A 15,641-nucleotide genomic window follows, 5' to 3' on the forward strand; every position below is an offset into this window, starting at 1 on the left:
AAATGTCGAGGAAGTATTGATGCGTATCGTTCCCCATATTTTGGGCGCAGCTATCGCTGCTGCTCTGATCAGCACTCCAGTTTTCGCCGCCGAACTCACCGGCACGCTGAAGAAAATCAACGACTCCGGCACCATCACTCTCGCTCACCGCGACAGCTCCATTCCGTTTTCCTATATCGCGGATGGTTCGGGCAAACCCGTGGGCTACTCCCACGACATTCAGCTGGCTATCGTTGAAGCCCTGAAAAAAGACCTGAACAAACCCGACCTGAAGACCAAGTACAACCTGGTCACCTCGCAGACCCGTATCCCGTTGATCCAGAACGGCACCGCGGACATCGAGTGCGGCTCCACCACCAACAACGCCGAACGTGCCCAGCAAGTCGACTTCACCGTCAACATCTTCGAAATCGGCACCCGCCTGCTGGTCAAGAAAGACAAGGATGGCAAGCCGTCCTACAGCGATTTCGCTGACCTGAAAGGCAAGAACGTCGTGACCACCGCCGGCACCACGTCCGAGCGCATCATCAAGGCGATGAACGCCGACAAGCAGATGGGCATGAACGTCATCTCCGCCAAGGACCACGGCGAATCCTTCCAGATGCTGGAAAGCGGCCGCGCCGTTGCCTTCATGATGGACGACGCCCTGCTGGCCGGTGAAGAAGCCAAGGCCAAGAAGCCGGATGACTGGGTCATCACCGGTACTCCGCAGTCCTTCGAAGCCTACGCCTGCATGGTTCGCAAAGACGACCCAGCCTTCAAGAAGGCCGTGGATGACGCGATTGTTGGCCTGTACAAATCCGGTGAGATCAACAAAATCTACGCCAAGTGGTTTGAAAGCCCGATCCCGCCTAAAGGCCTGAACCTGAACTTCCCGATGAGCGAGAAGGTCAAGGATCTGATCGCCAACCCGAGCGACAAGCCAGCGCCTGACGTAAAAATCTGATACCTGACTAAGCTTATGTCCTGAGGGAGCCAACGTTCCCTCAGGCGTCTGTTACTACCTGCTGGCTTTAATTTTGGAACACTCGACTTGGCAGTTTTCGAGCCGATCGCGTGTGCCTGGCGTTCGCCGCCGGGCGGGAAAGGATCTTCCCCAAGCGGGTGCTTGTACATCGATCGATCTCGAGGGGAGACCCTAATGAATTACAACTGGGACTGGGGCGTGTTCTTCAAGTCCACCGGCGTTGGCAGCGAGACTTATCTCGACTGGTACATCACCGGCCTGGGCTGGACCATTGCCATCGCCATCGTGGCGTGGATTATCGCCTTGCTGCTGGGCTCGATACTGGGCGTCATGCGCACCGTGCCAAACCGCCTCGTATCCGGCATCGCGACCTGCTACGTGGAACTGTTTCGTAACGTGCCGCTGCTGGTTCAGCTGTTCATCTGGTACTTCCTGATACCCGACCTGCTGCCGCAGAACCTGCAAGACTGGTACAAACAAGACCTTAACCCGACCACCTCGGCCTACCTGAGCGTTGTCGTGTGCCTGGGCCTGTTCACCGCCGCCCGTGTGTGCGAACAAGTGCGCACCGGCATCCAGGCGTTGCCACGGGGCCAGGAAGCTGCCGCGCGCGCCATGGGCTTCAAGCTGCCACAGATCTACTGGAACGTGCTGCTGCCCCAGGCCTACCGGATCATCATTCCGCCGCTTACCTCGGAATTCCTCAACGTCTTCAAGAACTCCTCCGTGGCGTCCCTGATCGGCTTGATGGAACTGCTGGCGCAAACCAAACAGACCGCCGAGTTCTCGGCCAACCTGTTTGAGGCCTTCACCCTGGCCACGCTGATCTACTTCACCCTGAACATGAGCCTGATGCTGCTGATGCGCGTGGTCGAGAAGAAAGTCGCCGTGCCCGGCCTGATCTCCGTGGGGGGTAAATAATGGACTTCGATTTCAGCGGCATCATCCCCGCCATCCCGGGCCTGTGGAACGGCATGGTCATGACCTTGCAGTTGATGGTCATGGGCGTGGTCGGCGGCATCGTCCTGGGTACGATCCTCGCGCTGATGCGCCTGTCGTCCAGCAAACTGCTGTCGCGCCTGGCCGGCGCCTATGTGAACTACTTCCGCTCGATCCCGTTGCTGTTGGTGATCACCTGGTTCTACCTGGCGGTGCCGTTCGTGCTGCGCTGGATCACCGGCGAAGACACCCCGATCGGTGCATTCACCTCCTGCGTCGTGGCCTTCATGATGTTCGAGGCGGCGTACTTCTGTGAAATCGTGCGGGCCGGCGTGCAGTCGATCCCCAAGGGCCAGATGGCCGCCGCGCAAGCCATGGGCATGACCTACGGCCAGACCATGCGCCTGATCATCCTGCCCCAGGCGTTCCGCAAGATGACCCCGTTGCTGCTGCAACAGTCGATCATCCTGTTCCAGGACACCTCGCTGGTCTACACCGTGGGCCTGGTGGACTTCCTCAACTCCGCCCGCTCCAACGGCGACATCATCGGCCGCTCCAATGAGTTCCTGATCTTCGCCGGTGTCGTCTACTTCATCATCAGCTTTTCCGCCTCGCTGCTGGTCAAGCGTCTGCAAAAAAGGTTTGCCGTATGATCTCTATCAAGAATATCAACAAGTGGTATGGCGACTTCCAGGTGCTGACCGATTGCAGCACCGAGGTTAAAAAAGGCGAAGTGATCGTGGTGTGCGGGCCGTCCGGCTCGGGCAAATCCACCCTGATCAAATGCGTCAACGCCCTGGAACCGTTCCAGAAGGGCGACGTGGTGGTCGATGGCACCTCCATCGCCGACCCGAAGACCAACCTGCCGAAACTGCGCTCGCGCGTTGGCATGGTGTTCCAGCACTTCGAGCTGTTTCCGCACCTGACCATCACCGAAAACCTGACCATCGCGCAGATCAAGGTATTGGGCCGCAGCAAGGAAGAAGCCACCAAGAAAGGCCTGCAACTGCTGGAGCGTGTCGGTCTGTCGGCCCACGCCCACAAGCACCCGGGCCAGCTTTCCGGCGGCCAGCAACAGCGTGTGGCGATTGCCCGTGCGCTGGCGATGGACCCGATCGTCATGCTGTTCGACGAACCGACCTCGGCCCTCGACCCGGAAATGGTCAACGAAGTGCTCGACGTGATGGTGCAACTGGCCCACGAAGGCATGACCATGATGTGCGTGACCCACGAAATGGGTTTCGCCCGCAAGGTCGCCGACCGGGTGATCTTCATGGACGCAGGCAAGATCATCGAAGACTGCCCGAAAGAGGAATTCTTCGGCGACATCAGCGCCCGCTCCGAGCGTGCGCAGCACTTCCTTGAGAAAATCCTGCAGCACTAAAAAGCACCACTGCTGCCCTGTGAAAACCGGGCTTGTGTAGGAGCAGGCTTGTGTGGGAGCTGGCTTGCCTGCGATTGCATCACCTCGGTGTAACTGACACATCGAGGCGCCTGCATCGCGGGCAAGCCCGGCTCCCACACAAGCCTGCTCCCACACGGGACCGCGCAGGCTGACAGCTCTGGTTGACCCAAGGCATCTGTGATGAAATGCGACCCCAACCTCTTTCGCGCCGCGCCGCCATCACTTGCCGTGAAGCCTCGTCTGATTCGCCAATTGTTCCTGCCGCCGCTGATCATCGCCCTGGTGATCGGACTGGGTTATGTCGGCTTCTGGATCAGTGAGTTCTATGGGATCCGCACCCTCAGCGATACCGGCGAACGCCAGCTGGAATTACACGCCCGCACCGTCGAGAGCGAACTCAGCAAATACACCTACCTGCCCAGCCTCCTGGAGCTGGAGTCCAGCGTCTCCAGGCTCTTGGCCGACCCGAATCAGGAAACCCGCAAAACCGTCAACGACTACCTCGAAGGCCTGAACCGACGCAGTCGCAGCCGGGCGATCTACGTGATGGACACCACCGGCCGCGTGCTGGCCACCAGTAACTGGCGCGATGCCGACAGTTACCAGGGTGAAGACCTGTCCTTCCGTGCCTATTTCCAGAATGCCGTGCGCGGCCAGCCGGGCCGGTTCTACGGCATCGGCAGCACCAACGGCGAACCCGGCTATTACCTGGCCCATGGCCTGGAAGAACACGGCAAGATCATCGGCGTCGCCGTGGTCAAGGTCCGCCTGGAAGCGCTGGAAGAGCGCTGGCAGCGGGCGCGCCTGGAGGCCTTCGTCAGTGACGAGAATGGCATCATCATTCTCTCCAGCGACCCGGCCCGTCGCCTCAAGTCCGTGCGACCTCTGAGCGATGACACCAAGGACCGCCTCGCCCACAGCCTGCAATATTACTGGGCGACCCTCAGCGAGCTGGAACCCCTGGCCCGCGAGCGCCTCAACGAAGGCACCGAGAAGCTGACCTTCCCGGCCAACAGCGAAGTGGTGGCAGACGAGCACGAGGTCAGCTACCTGGCGCAAACCCGCCCGCTGAATGACACCCCGTGGAACTTCACCCTGCTGACCCCGCTGAATGACCTGCGCCAGGCCGCTATCAACCAGGGCATCCTGGTGGCCGTGGCCTTCGCGTTGGTGGCGTTCCTGCTGATCGCCTGGAACGAGCGGCGCAAGGTGATCGCCACCCGGCTCGCCGCCCGGGAAGCCTTGCAGGAAGCCAATAATCAGCTGGAACGACGGATTGCCGAACGCACCACCGACCTGCGGGCCAGCAACGAACGGCTCAAGAGCCAGATTCGCGAGCGGCGCCAGGCCGAGGAAACCCTGCGCCGTGCCCAGGACGAATTGGTACAGGCCGGCAAACTCGCGGCCATCGGCCAGATGTCCACCAGCATCGCCCACGAATTGAACCAGCCACTGGCGGCCCTGCGCACCCTGTCGGGCAACACCGTGCGCTTCCTCGAGCGCGGGGCGCTGGACACCGCCAGCGCCAACCTCAAGACCATCAACGAACTGATCGACCGCATGGGCCGCATCACCGCCAGCCTGCGCTCCTTTGCCCGGCGCGGTGATGACCAGGGCGAGGCCAATCTGGGCAAGGCGGTGGACGCCACGTTCCAGATCCTGGGCAGTCGCCTGGAGAGCTTGCCGCTGACGGTGCACCGTCACTTCACCCACGCACAGTTGCAGATCGACCAGACCCGCCTGGAGCAGATTCTGGTCAACCTGATCGGCAACGCCCTGGACGCGATGCAGGCGCAACCCGCCCCCGAGTTGTGGCTGGACGGCGACATCGTCGAGGGCAAATACCGCCTGCAGGTGCGCGACAACGGCCACGGCATTGACCCCGAGGCCCGCAAGCATTTGTTCGAACCGTTCTTTACCACCAAACCCGGCGAGCAAGGCCTGGGCCTGGGCCTGACACTGTCGGCCAGCCTCGCGGCGGCCACCGGCGGCAACCTTGCCGTCGAGCACCCGGCCAGCGGTGGTACTGCCTTTGTCCTGAGTTTGCCGCTGGCGAGCCCTCAACCAGTCGAGTCGAAATGAACACAGAAAAAACCACCGACCTGACCGTGCTGATCGTCGAAGACGACCCCCATGTATTGCTCGGCTGCCAGCAAGCCCTGGCCCTGGAAGACATTCCCAGCGTGGGCGTGGCCAGCGCCGAAGAAGCCCTGACCCGGGTCGGTGAAAACTTCGCCGGCATCGTCATCAGTGATATCCGTCTGCCGGGCATCGACGGCCTGGAGCTGCTGACCCGGCTCAAGGCTTTGGATAAAAGCCTGCCGGTGGTGCTGATCACCGGCCACGGCGATATCTCCATGGCCGTGGGCGCGATGCGCAACGGCGCCTATGACTTCATGGAAAAACCCTTCTCCCCCGAACGCCTGGTAGACGTTGCCCGCCGCGCCCTCGAGCAACGCGGTTTGGCGCGGGAGGTCTGGTCGCTGCGCCGGCAGTTGGCCGAGCGCGACTCCCTGGAAGGCCGGATCATTGGCCGCTCCCCCGCCATGCAGAACCTGCGGGAACTGATCGCCAACGTCGCCGACACCTCGGCCAACGTGCTGATCGAAGGCGAGACCGGCACCGGCAAGGAACTGGTTGCCCGCTGCCTGCATGATTTCAGCCGGCGCCATTCCCATCAGTTCGTCGCCTTGAACTGCGGCGGCCTGCCGGAAAACCTGTTTGAAAGCGAGATATTCGGCCACGAGGCCAACGCGTTTACCGGCGCCGGCAAACGCCGCATCGGCAAGATCGAACACGCCCACGAAGGCACGCTGTTCCTCGACGAAGTGGAAAGCATGCCGATGAACCTGCAGATCAAACTGCTGCGGGTGTTGCAGGAACGCACCCTGGAACGCCTGGGTTCGAACCAGAGCGTGGCGGTGGATTGCCGGGTGATCGCCGCCACCAAGTCCGACCTGGACGACCTGAGCCGCGCCAACCAGTTTCGCAGCGACCTGTACTACCGCCTCAACGTGGTGACCCTGGAACTGCCGCCGTTGCGGGAACGTCGCGAAGACATCCTGCAGTTGTTCGAACACTTCCTGCAGCAGTCGTCCCTGCGTTTCGACCGCACCGCGCCCGACCTCGACAACCAGACCCTGTCCAACCTGATGAGCCACGACTGGCCGGGTAACGTGCGTGAATTGCGCAACGTGGCCGAGCGGTTTGCGCTTGGCTTGCCGGCGTTCAAGAAGAGCGGCGCCAGCAGCGGCAATCACGGTCTGGCCTTTACCGAAGCGGTGGAAGCCTTCGAACGCAACCTGCTCAACGACGCCTTGCAGCGCAGCGGCGGCAACCTGACCCAGGCCAGCCAGGAACTGGGGATGGCCAAGACCACGCTGTTCGACAAGGTCAAGAAGTACGGGCTTAGCCACTAGGAGCACAGTGTGGATTTATTGCTGAAGGCGGCGCTGGGTGCCGGGGTTGTGTTGATCCTGGCGGCGCTGGCCAAGACCAAAAACTATTACATCGCGGGCCTGGTGCCGCTGTTTCCGACGTTCGCGCTGATCGCGCATTACATCGTCGGCAAGGGGCGCTCGGTGGAAGATTTGAAGACCACGATAGTGTTCGGGATGTGGTCGATCATTCCGTACTTTGTGTACCTGGCGACGCTATACGTGATGGTCGACCGGATGCGGCTGGAGGCTTCGCTGGCGGTGGCGGCCGTGGCGTGGTTGATGGCGGCGACGGTGTTGGTCAGCGTGTGGGTTCGCATGCACGCCTGACACACCTCAATCAGTGTGGGCGCCAGCTTCTGTGGGAGCCGGGCTTGCCCGCGATGCAGGCACCTCGGTGTGTCAGTTACACCGAGGTGATGCTATCGCAGGCAAGCCAGCTCCTACAGTTGATCGGCGTTGCTTCAGCAATTTCAACGAACGATCTTGTCCACCTGAATTCCCAGCTTCTTCAACCGATACCAGAAACTGCGCTCGGAAATCCCGATCTTCTGGGCCGCCGCAGCCTGCACGCCATTGCTCTCCTGCAACGCGGCCATGATGTAGGCCTTCTCCACCTCGGCCAGCGCCGCATCCAGGTCGTGCGGCACGCCCGGCCCGTTGCTGAGTATCGCGCCCACGCCGTCTTCAGCCGGTTTGGAGGCGAACAGGTACGCCGGCAGATCAATGTCTTCGATCACCGGCGTCGCCGCGACAATGGTCGCCCGCTCCACGCAGTTTTGAAGTTCGCGAATATTGCCCGGCCAGGAATACGCGGCCATCGCCTGCAACGCCTCGGGGCTGAAGCCGGTGATGCGTTTACCGGCCGTAGCGCTCAAGGTCTGGGCGAAGTGCCGGGCCAGCGGCGCGATGTCTTCCACGCGCTCGCGCAGGGCTGGCAGTGGAATCGGGAATACATTGAGACGGTAGTAAAGGTCTTCACGAAACTCTTTGTTGGCCACCGCATCCAGCAAGTTCTTGTTGGTGGCGGCAATCACCCGCACGTCCACCTTGCGCTCGCGCGGGTCGCCCACCGGCTCGATCACCCGTTCCTGCAAGGCCCGCAGGATTTTTGCCTGCAACGCCAACGGCATGTCGCCCACTTCATCGAGGAACAACGTGCCTTTGTCGGCCTGCATGAAACGCCCGACCCGGTCCGCCACGGCGCCGGTGAAGGCGCCCTTGCGGTGGCCGAACATCTCGCTTTCCAGCAAGCCTTCGGGAATCGCCGCGCAGTTGACCGCCACAAACGGCTTGTCGGCGCGGTTGCCGTGTTTGTGGATGGCCCGGGCGACCATCTCTTTGCCGGTACCGCTTTCGCCGGTCAGCAGCACCGTAGCGTTGCTGTCGCGCACCGAGTCCACGGCGTGCAGCACCCGGCGAAACGCCGGGCTGTCGCCCACCAGGCTGTCGAACTGCGAATGCTCATCCAGCTCCGCCCGCATGCGCGCGTTGTCGCGCATGATGTCGCGAAACTGCAGGGCCTTGGCCACCGTGATGTCCAGCTCGTCGATGTCGAACGGCTTGGCGATGTAGTCGTAGGCGCCGTTGCGCATCGACTGCACGGCGTTTTTCACGGTGCTGTAGGCGGTCATCACGATCACCGGCAACTGCGGGTAGCGCACCTTGATTTCCGCCAGCAACGCCGGGCCGTCCATGCCGGGCATGCGCCAGTCGCTGATCACCAGGTCGATGTCTTCCTGTTCCAGCACCTTGAGCGCCTGCAAGCCGTCACCGGCGGTAAACACCTGGATCCCGCTCTGGCTCAAGGCCGACGAGAGCAAGTCACAGAGCTTGGGTTCGTCGTCGACTACCAATACGTTATGCGTCATCACCATCCTCATCATCGCCGTCGTCACCCTGGGCCGGAATGTACAGGCTGAAGGTGGCGCCGGCATCTTTCTCGCTGACACATTCGATGCTGCCGTCATGACTTTCCATGATCGAGAAGACTTTGGCCAGCCCCAGGCCCGTGCCCGAGGCCTTGGTGGTGACGAATGGCGTAAAGATCCGCTCGATCATGTCCGGCGGAATGCCTTCGCCGGTATCGGCGATGCTGATCACCGTGTTGCCGCCCACACTGCGGATGCCCAGGGTCAAGCGGCCGCCTCCGGGCATGGCGTCGATGGCGTTGAGAATCAGGTTGAGGCACGCCTGCTTGAGCTGTTTGGCATCGGCGTAGATCGTCGCGCCGGGAGCCTCGTCATCGATTTGCGCGTCGATGTTATGGGTCGACAACTCGGGCCCGCAGAAGCCGAGAATCTCCTCCACCACCGGCCGTGCCGCCTGCACGGTACGCAACGGTGCGCTGGGTTTGGCGAAGTCGAGGAATTCGGTGATCAGGTCGTTGATCCGGCTGACCTCGCTGATCACGTACTCGAGGTGACGCTTGTCGGTTTCCGGCAGGTCGGCGCGGCGGTGCAGCAACTGGGTAGCAGTTTTGATAATGCCCAGCGGGTTGCGAATTTCGTGGGCCAGGCCCATGGCGACTTCGCCCAGCGCGTGCAGGCGGTCGCGGCGACGCAATTGCGCTTCCAGGAGATGCAACTCACCGAGGCGCTCGGTCATGTGGTTGAAGGTGCTGCTCAGTTGCGCCAGTTCGTCGCCGCCACTGACCGCCACGCGATGCTGATAGTTGCCCGAGATCACCGCGCTGACGCCTTCGGACAAATCCCGCAACGGCCGGGTCAGGCGCTGGGACACCAACATGCCAGCGGCCAGGGACAACGCCGAGCTGAGCAGGAAGATCAGCACGAACAGGTTGCTCTGGTTCACCAGGCCCACCAGGCTGGTGTGCCGCAGCAAGCCACTGAAGATCACCCCTTGCAGTTCGCCGGCATCGTTGAAGATCGGCCAGTACAAACCGCTGTAGTTATTGGTGAACTGCTCGCTGGGCTGCTTGGTGCTGCGCAGCGCGGCTTCGATACTCGACGGAATCCGGCTGGGGTGATCGACGAAGCGCTGGGTGGAGAAAATCTCCGAGAAACCGCTGGGGTTGGCCAGGTACAAGCGCAAGTCGAGGGAATGCACATCGGCCACGCTGGTCAGGAAACTGCTGTCCAGGTAGGTGGCCACCAGCAGTTGATAGTCAACACCGTCCTCGCTGGTCTCGAAGGTCGACACCACCACGCCGGTGGTGACGCCCGCCACCTGGACCGTCTGCAACACCGCATTACTGGCCAGGTTGATTTGCTTGACGATGTCATCGGCGGCCGTGCTGAAGACAATCTTGTGGTCACTGCTGCGGATCAGCGCGACCACATCGATGTCGGTGGCGGCGGCAATGTCGGCGGTCAGTTTGTCGTGTTTCTCGGCCTGGCGCGACGACGGCGGCTTGGTGTAGCGCAGGAACAGTTGGGCGACCCGAGCGTTGTCGTGGAGGATGTCGCCGATCTCGTCCTTGACGATCTTGGTCGACTCCTGCAGCCAGATTCGCACGTTGCTGTCGAAGATCTGCGACAGCGTTGTGGCGGCCAGTTCTGCCGCGATCATCGTCGGGATCACCGTCACCAGCCAGAACGCCAACACCAGCTTGCGCTGGACGCTCCAACGCGAAATGGCAAAGGGGCGGGCTTTTTGACGGGTCTTGTTGATCATCAGGTTTCGCTTATCGCAGCAGCCATGGCAGGGTCGGATCGATCCGGTCGGAGAAACACTTTTGCAACGAACAGCGCACGGTTGACCAGCCAGTTGCGGTGGCGGAAAAACATGCTGTTGCCCTGGAACTCGCAGCCCAGCAGCAACTTGCTGGCATAGCCGGCCTGACCACACTCATACAGCGCAATGTCATGGCGAATACAGTAGTCGATATTGGTTAACCAACTGCGCACCGCCAGGCTGTATTCGCGGCTGTAATCGATGTCTTCGCCGAAAAACTTGTCAATCAGGCGATCCTGGTTAAGCAGGATCAGGTTGAACGCCACCAGTTGCTCGTCCACCCAATAAAGCACACAGACCGCGCGTTCTTGCAGCTGTTCAAGGATACCCGTGAAATAACCCGCCGGCAGCCGCTCGAACTGCAGGTCGGAACGTTCCAGGGTGGCCTCGTACAGCGCCATGATGCGCGGCAGTACGTCGTCGATATTACGTCGCCACTCAACGCGGGGGCCCGGCGCACGCAGTTTGCGGCGCAAGTCCTTGCGGGTGGCTTTGTCCAGGGAACCCAGGTAGGCGTCCACTGAACCAAAAGGAATCGGCAATAATGCCGTTGGCAGGCTGGGCATGCTCTGGAAACCCGCGCCAAGGCAGCTGTTTGACCAGCCTTCATCCTTGGTCGGTGCGTCCTTGACCGCCACCAGCCCGACACCAAACGTATCGGCATCCCGGCGTGCGGCAAGCAGCAACTGCGCAAGCAAGGCCTGGCGTTCAGATTCGGGAATGTGGCTGGCAATGCCTGCATTGCACTGTTCCGCCACGGGCGAACCGATGGCGTACAGGCCCAACTTCAAAACACCCGGCCACAGTCGCTCCAGGCGCTCGGTAAAGCGCTTGCCTACGCCCGACACAGTCGTGTCCAGGCGATACCGCGTAATGAACGCCGGCGCGACCGCCACCAGCGTTGCTTCGTCGAACACCGCGAGGTAACGCCACTGAAAATCATCAATGGCGGCGTTTTCCACGGCCACGTAATAGTCCCAATCCTCCAGGGCATCGGGAAAACAGTCGTTCCAGGCACTGCGTTCGATGGCCCGAATGGTCGAAAAGGCTTGGGCGGTGATCACAACGTTTCCTTGTAGGAGCGAGCTTGCTCGCGAAAAACTCAAGCGCACCGCGTTAAACCAGACAGAACGCGTTTTCGTTCACGTCCTTCGCGAGCAAGCTCGCGCCTACAGGAACAGCGTGTTGCCCGACAAACTCGGCACTCAACTCGATCACCCGGCGGTATTGCAGGTCGACGGTGATCATGTGGTAGCAGTTGTCCAGCAGGATCTTGGTCACGGGGCCGCCGAGGTGGCGCTCCACGTAATCGGCGTTCCAGCGGCTGGTGATGTCATCCTCGATGGAATGCAGCACCAGGGCCGGGGTCTTGATCGATGGCATGAGCTTCTTCACCACGGCGTTCATCCAGTGCAACTCGCGCACCGTGACGCCTTCCATGGTCAAGAGCCCCGCCTCGCTGCTCTCCCCTTCCTTCATCTGGCGCTCGACGATCGCCCGCAGGCGCTCGTTCTTGATGCCGTAGGGCGGCTTCTCAGTGAAGCGGAACAGGCGCACACCGAAGGGAATACGGATCAGAAACGGCGTGATGAACGCCATCTTGCTGATGCTCCAGCCGTCGTACTTCAAGGTAGTGGAGTACATCAACAAGCCGGCGACCTGGCCCGGGAACTGCGACGCCACGTACATCGACATCACCGCGCCCATCGACAAACCGCCGACAAACACCTGCTCGTGGCGTTGTTTCACCGCGACGAACGTCTTGCGCACGCCTTCGTACCAGTCCTGCCAGCCGGTGGCTTGCAGGTCGCTGTTGTCCCCGCAGTGCCCGGCCAGGGTCGGCACGTACACCGTGCAGTTACCGACCTTGGCCAAACCCTGGGCCACCCGACGGAGTTCCGTCGGGGTGCCCGTCAGGCCGTGGATCAACAGGATCCCGACCGGACCGCTACCGAGAACGAAGCCGGCATCACCTTCACCGAGGTCGATCTCGTGGCCAATCACCGTTTGGTCGCTCGCACAAGCAGTTGCTCAAGCAGCTTCAGGCCCAGGTCGATTTCCGGGTAGCTGATTTCCAGGGACGGTGCCAGGGTGATTACGTTTTTGTAGTAACCGCCCACGTCAAGGATCAGGCCGAGTTTCTGACCGTCAACCACCATGTCGCCTTTCATGCCTTCGTCGACCATGAAGTCCAGGGTCGCCTTGTCCGGAGTGAAGCCATCCGGGCCGCAGATTTCGCAGCGCAGCGCCAGGCCCAGGCCATCGACATCGCCGATGATCGGGAAGCGTTTCTGCAGCTCTTGCAGGCCGGCCAGGAAGTATTTGCCCTTGGCCATGACCATCGCGCCGTAGTCGACTTCGCTGGTCATCTTGAACATTTCCAGACCTACCGCGGTGCCCAACGGGTTGGACGCGAAGGTGGAGTGAGTGGAGCCTGGCGGGAAGATTTTCGGGTTGATCAACTCTTCCTTGGCCCAGATGCCGCCCAGCGGGTTCAGGCCGTTGGTCAGTGCCTTGCCGAAGACGATCACGTCAGGTTTGACGTCGAAGTGTTCGATCGACCACAGCTTGCCGGTACGCCAGAAGCCCATCTGGATTTCGTCGACGACCATCAGGATGCCGTGCTGGTCGAGGACCTGCTTGAGCTCGCTGTAGAAGTTCATCGGCGGGATCACGTAGCCGCCGGTGCCCTGGATCGGCTCGACGTAGAAGGCGGCGTATTCGCTCTGGCCGACTTTCGGGTCCCACACACCGTTGTATTCAGTTTCGAACAGGCGCGCGAACTGCTGCACGCAGTGGCTGCCGTATTCTTCCTTGGTCATGCCTTTCGGGCCGCGGAAGTGGTACGGGAACGGAATGAAGTTGGCGCGCTCGCCGAAGTGGCCGTAGCGGCGACGGTAGCGGTAGCTCGAAGTGATCGACGACGCGCCGAGGGTACGGCCGTGGTAGCCGCCTTCGAAGGCGAACATCAGGCTCTTGCCGTTGGTGGCGTTACGCACCACTTTCAGGGAGTCTTCGATGGACTGCGAACCGCCCACGTTGAAGTGCACGCGACCGTCGAGGCCGAATTTCTTCTTGGCGTCGACGGCGATCATTTCCGACAGCTCGATCTTGCCTTTGTGCAGGTACTGGCTGGCGATTTGCGGCAGGGTGTCGATCTGCTGTTTCAGCGCGTTGTTCAGGCGCGGGTTGGCGTAACCGAAGTTAACGGCCGAGTACCACATTTGCAGGTCGAGGTAAGCCTGGTCTTCGGTGTCCCACACGTAGGAGCCTTCGCAACGGCTGAAAATGCGTGGTGGGTCGATGTAGTGAACGGTGTCGCCGTAGGAGCAGTACTTGGCTTCTTTATCCAGAAGAACCTGGTCTTCTGCGGTGGCAATACGAATATCAGACATGGTGGAAGAGTTCCTGATTGTCGGAAGAGGTGCTGTAAGAGTTGGCGTTGGCGGCGATGCCTTGAGGCAACTTGGCCAGCAATGCCGGCAGTTCGGCGAAGGTGTCGAACCGCACGTAGGGGATGTTGTTGGTTTCGCAGTAGTCGGCCAGGCTGGCCTTGGCGAAGACGAAGTCGGCGGTGGAAGCCACGCACATGTCGGACTTGCCGTCACCGATCACCAGCACGCGCTTGTTGCGCGGCGTGGACTTGCATTTGCAGTTGCCGGACGCAGCGCGGCACGCGTCGCTGGAATACGGGAAGTCGATGCGCCAGCTGTTCTGGTCGACCTGGCGCAGGCGGTTGGCGAGGATCGGCAGCAAGGTCACATAGTTGCGCGACAGAATCCGCGCGATGCCTTGTTCGATGCCGTCGCTGACCACTTCAATGGAAGCGCCGAGGCCCATGACATGGTCGACGAAATCCGGGAAGTCCGGGTCGATCTCGACACTGTCGAAGTAGGCCAGCAGTTCGGCCGGGGTCGCCTTGATCAGCGCCAGTTGACGGCTCAGGCATTCGCGCGAACCGATGTGCCCATCCAGCCATTCCTGTTCGATGGTTTCCCACTCGGGGCCGGCGAAGCGTTGGAGGACGTTGTCGATGACGTCGGTGGGGGTGATGGTCCCGTCGAAGTCACACACGATATGCCAGTGGATCATCTGCATTTACCTATGAAGTAGGAACGCGCTGTTGCGCTTGCAGAGTGCTAGAGCACGGAGTGTGCCAAGTGCCTCCAGCCCCTGTTTTCAGGGGATTTGGCGGGTGTCAGTGGGTGGTTGTGTCGGAACCGGCTACAATTTTTGTAGCTTGCTACAACCTAGATGAGTGCTTGCCTAACGTCGGGTGTTTGCGCGTTCATGCGCGCATGTTCACAAAAGGAAATGGCTCCATGTTCAGGGTTACTTTTGCTGTATTCGCCGGTTTGCTGGGGCTGTGGGGCGTTTCGAGCGCTGCGCTGGCGGACGGGATTACCGGTGAGGTCGGCGCGGGTGTCAGCTATCAGCCCCATGATCCGACGGGCAGCCGCTACGAAACGCGGCCCATTCCTTACTTCGATCTGGATTGGGGGAATGTCAGCCTGGGTACCGATGATGGGCTGACCTGGAGTGCCCTGAATACCAATGGTTTTACGGCCGGGCCTTATATCAATTACTTGCCGGGGCGGACTGCGAACGGGTCGTTGCGGGGGTTGCGTGATGTTTCGGACATGGCTGAGGTGGGTGGCTTTATTCAGTACGCGCCGGCTGAGTTCTGGCGGGTATACGCCCAGATGGGTCAGACCGTGGGTGGTGCGCGGGATCAAAGCGGTGTGGTGGGCAAGCTTGGGGGTGAGCTGGGTTATCCGTTGGGCAGCGGCATCATCGGCAGCACCGGCTTGATGGCGCATTTTGCCGATGCGCGCCAGGCGCAGACGTTTTTCGGGGTGGATGCCAATGAGGCTGCGGCTTCGGGGTTTCGTCCTTATAACGCCAGTGCCGGGTTTCAGAACCTGACGTTGACGCAGAGTTTTGAGTTTCCCCTGGATGCGAAGTGGTCGCTGTTGACCAGTGCCAGCTGGACTCACCTTGTTGGTTCGGCGGCCAATAGCAGCATCGTCAAGGAAACCGGGGATGTGAATCAGGGGCAGGTGCAGACTGCTATCAGCTATAAGTTTGATTGAGAGGGGGGGCATATCCGTTATTTGGGTGATGGCCGCCTATGGTTCCGCTCTTACAGCGGCTCACTTTTGAACAGCGCAAAAGTAAGCAAAACGCTCTTGCCCCA

Annotated in this window: 14 protein-coding genes; 8 read left to right on the forward strand and 6 right to left on the reverse strand. The window is 61.0% G+C overall.

Annotated elements, in window-relative coordinates:
* Window positions 1–19 precede the first annotated feature (19 nt).
* The 7 genes from M2400_RS13455 to M2400_RS13485 all read left to right on the forward strand — a co-directional run bounded on the left by M2400_RS13455 (window position 20) and on the right by M2400_RS13485 (window position 7,078).
* On the forward strand, window positions 20–946 hold the full coding sequence (locus M2400_RS13455) for a glutamate/aspartate ABC transporter substrate-binding protein (RefSeq protein WP_177132962.1): 927 nt from the start codon (window positions 20–22) through the stop codon (window positions 944–946).
* A 195-nt stretch (window positions 947–1,141) separates the two neighbouring features.
* On the forward strand, window positions 1,142–1,888 hold the full coding sequence (locus M2400_RS13460; protein WP_177046895.1) for an amino acid ABC transporter permease: 747 nt from the start codon (window positions 1,142–1,144) through the stop codon (window positions 1,886–1,888).
* Window positions 1,888–2,559: an amino acid ABC transporter permease gene (locus tag M2400_RS13465; RefSeq protein ID WP_010170181.1), complete on the forward strand. Its 672-nt coding sequence runs from the start codon at window positions 1,888–1,890 to the stop codon at window positions 2,557–2,559. Before M2400_RS13460 ends, M2400_RS13465 begins: the two co-directional genes overlap by 1 nt.
* Window positions 2,556–3,290 (forward strand): amino acid ABC transporter ATP-binding protein, encoded by a 735-nt coding sequence (locus M2400_RS13470; protein WP_010170183.1) that lies wholly within the window; start codon window positions 2,556–2,558, stop codon window positions 3,288–3,290. Before M2400_RS13465 ends, M2400_RS13470 begins: the two co-directional genes overlap by 4 nt.
* Window positions 3,291–3,491: 201 nt before the next feature.
* Window positions 3,492–5,393 carry an ATP-binding protein gene (locus tag M2400_RS13475; protein ID WP_177121924.1) on the forward strand — a complete coding sequence of 634 codons (1,902 nt, stop codon included), beginning with the start codon at window positions 3,492–3,494 and terminating at the stop codon, window positions 5,391–5,393.
* On the forward strand, window positions 5,390–6,730 hold the full coding sequence (locus M2400_RS13480; RefSeq protein ID WP_177046900.1) for a sigma-54 dependent transcriptional regulator: 1,341 nt from the start codon (window positions 5,390–5,392) through the stop codon (window positions 6,728–6,730). The genes M2400_RS13475 and M2400_RS13480 overlap by 4 nt, the downstream gene beginning before the upstream one ends.
* Window positions 6,731–6,748: 18 nt before the next feature.
* Window positions 6,749–7,078, forward strand: a complete 330-nt coding sequence (locus tag M2400_RS13485) for a GlpM family protein (protein ID WP_176438680.1) — start codon at window positions 6,749–6,751, stop codon at window positions 7,076–7,078.
* Window positions 7,079–7,221: 143 nt separating this feature from the next.
* On the opposite strand, the gene M2400_RS13490 is transcribed toward M2400_RS13485, so the two are convergent.
* Genes M2400_RS13490 through M2400_RS13515 form a run of 6 tightly spaced genes read right to left on the reverse strand, consistent with a single transcriptional unit; the run spans window position 7,222 to window position 14,536 of the window.
* Window positions 7,222–8,619, reverse strand: a complete 1,398-nt coding sequence (locus M2400_RS13490) for a sigma-54 dependent transcriptional regulator (RefSeq protein ID WP_177046902.1) — start codon at window positions 8,617–8,619, stop codon at window positions 7,222–7,224.
* Window positions 8,609–10,384: a HAMP domain-containing sensor histidine kinase gene (locus tag M2400_RS13495; RefSeq protein WP_177046904.1), complete on the reverse strand. Its 1,776-nt coding sequence runs from the start codon at window positions 10,382–10,384 to the stop codon at window positions 8,609–8,611. Before M2400_RS13495 ends, M2400_RS13490 begins: the two co-directional genes overlap by 11 nt.
* Window positions 10,384–11,508 carry a GNAT family N-acetyltransferase gene (locus M2400_RS13500; RefSeq protein ID WP_177046907.1) on the reverse strand — a complete coding sequence of 375 codons (1,125 nt, stop codon included), beginning with the start codon at window positions 11,506–11,508 and terminating at the stop codon, window positions 10,384–10,386. The genes M2400_RS13495 and M2400_RS13500 overlap by 1 nt, the downstream gene beginning before the upstream one ends.
* A 52-nt stretch (window positions 11,509–11,560) precedes the next feature.
* Window positions 11,561–12,448: a carboxylesterase gene (locus M2400_RS13505; protein ID WP_177046909.1), complete on the reverse strand. Its 888-nt coding sequence runs from the start codon at window positions 12,446–12,448 to the stop codon at window positions 11,561–11,563.
* On the reverse strand, window positions 12,445–13,839 hold the full coding sequence (locus M2400_RS13510; RefSeq protein ID WP_177079703.1) for an aspartate aminotransferase family protein: 1,395 nt from the start codon (window positions 13,837–13,839) through the stop codon (window positions 12,445–12,447). The genes M2400_RS13505 and M2400_RS13510 overlap by 4 nt, the downstream gene beginning before the upstream one ends.
* Entirely contained in the window at window positions 13,832–14,536 is a 705-nt protein-coding gene (locus M2400_RS13515) for an MtnX-like HAD-IB family phosphatase (RefSeq protein ID WP_177046913.1), read from the reverse strand. The genes M2400_RS13510 and M2400_RS13515 overlap by 8 nt, the downstream gene beginning before the upstream one ends.
* Window positions 14,537–14,766: 230 nt before the next feature.
* On the opposite strand from M2400_RS13515, the gene M2400_RS13520 reads away from it, so the two are divergent.
* Window positions 14,767–15,537, forward strand: a complete 771-nt coding sequence (locus M2400_RS13520; RefSeq protein ID WP_259197019.1) for a MipA/OmpV family protein — start codon at window positions 14,767–14,769, stop codon at window positions 15,535–15,537.
* Window positions 15,538–15,641: the final 104 nt, after the last annotated feature.

The sequence above is a fragment of the Pseudomonas sp. BIGb0558 genome, assembly GCF_024807515.1.
Lineage (GTDB): Bacteria > Pseudomonadota > Gammaproteobacteria > Pseudomonadales > Pseudomonadaceae > Aquipseudomonas > Aquipseudomonas yamanorum_A.

Excerpts from the sequence above, each read along its gene's own strand:
- M2400_RS13480 (WP_177046900.1), top strand. The coding sequence starts at position 5,390 with ATGAACACAGAAAAAACCACCGACCTGACCGTGCTGATCGTCGAAGAC.
- M2400_RS13470 (WP_010170183.1), top strand. The coding sequence starts at position 2,556 with ATGATCTCTATCAAGAATATCAACAAGTGGTATGGCGACTTCCAGGTG.
- M2400_RS13460 (WP_177046895.1), top strand. The coding sequence starts at position 1,142 with ATGAATTACAACTGGGACTGGGGCGTGTTCTTCAAGTCCACCGGCGTT.
- M2400_RS13465 (WP_010170181.1), top strand. The coding sequence starts at position 1,888 with ATGGACTTCGATTTCAGCGGCATCATCCCCGCCATCCCGGGCCTGTGG.
- M2400_RS13520 (WP_259197019.1), top strand. The coding sequence starts at position 14,767 with ATGTTCAGGGTTACTTTTGCTGTATTCGCCGGTTTGCTGGGGCTGTGG.
- M2400_RS13515 (WP_177046913.1), bottom strand. The coding sequence starts at position 14,536 with ATGATCCACTGGCATATCGTGTGTGACTTCGACGGGACCATCACCCCC.
- M2400_RS13495 (WP_177046904.1), bottom strand. The coding sequence starts at position 10,384 with ATGATCAACAAGACCCGTCAAAAAGCCCGCCCCTTTGCCATTTCGCGT.
- M2400_RS13455 (WP_177132962.1), top strand. The coding sequence starts at position 20 with ATGCGTATCGTTCCCCATATTTTGGGCGCAGCTATCGCTGCTGCTCTG.
- M2400_RS13490 (WP_177046902.1), bottom strand. The coding sequence starts at position 8,619 with ATGACGCATAACGTATTGGTAGTCGACGACGAACCCAAGCTCTGTGAC.
- M2400_RS13510 (WP_177079703.1), bottom strand. The coding sequence starts at position 13,839 with ATGTCTGATATTCGTATTGCCACCGCAGAAGACCAGGTTCTTCTGGAT.
- M2400_RS13475 (WP_177121924.1), top strand. The coding sequence starts at position 3,492 with ATGAAATGCGACCCCAACCTCTTTCGCGCCGCGCCGCCATCACTTGCC.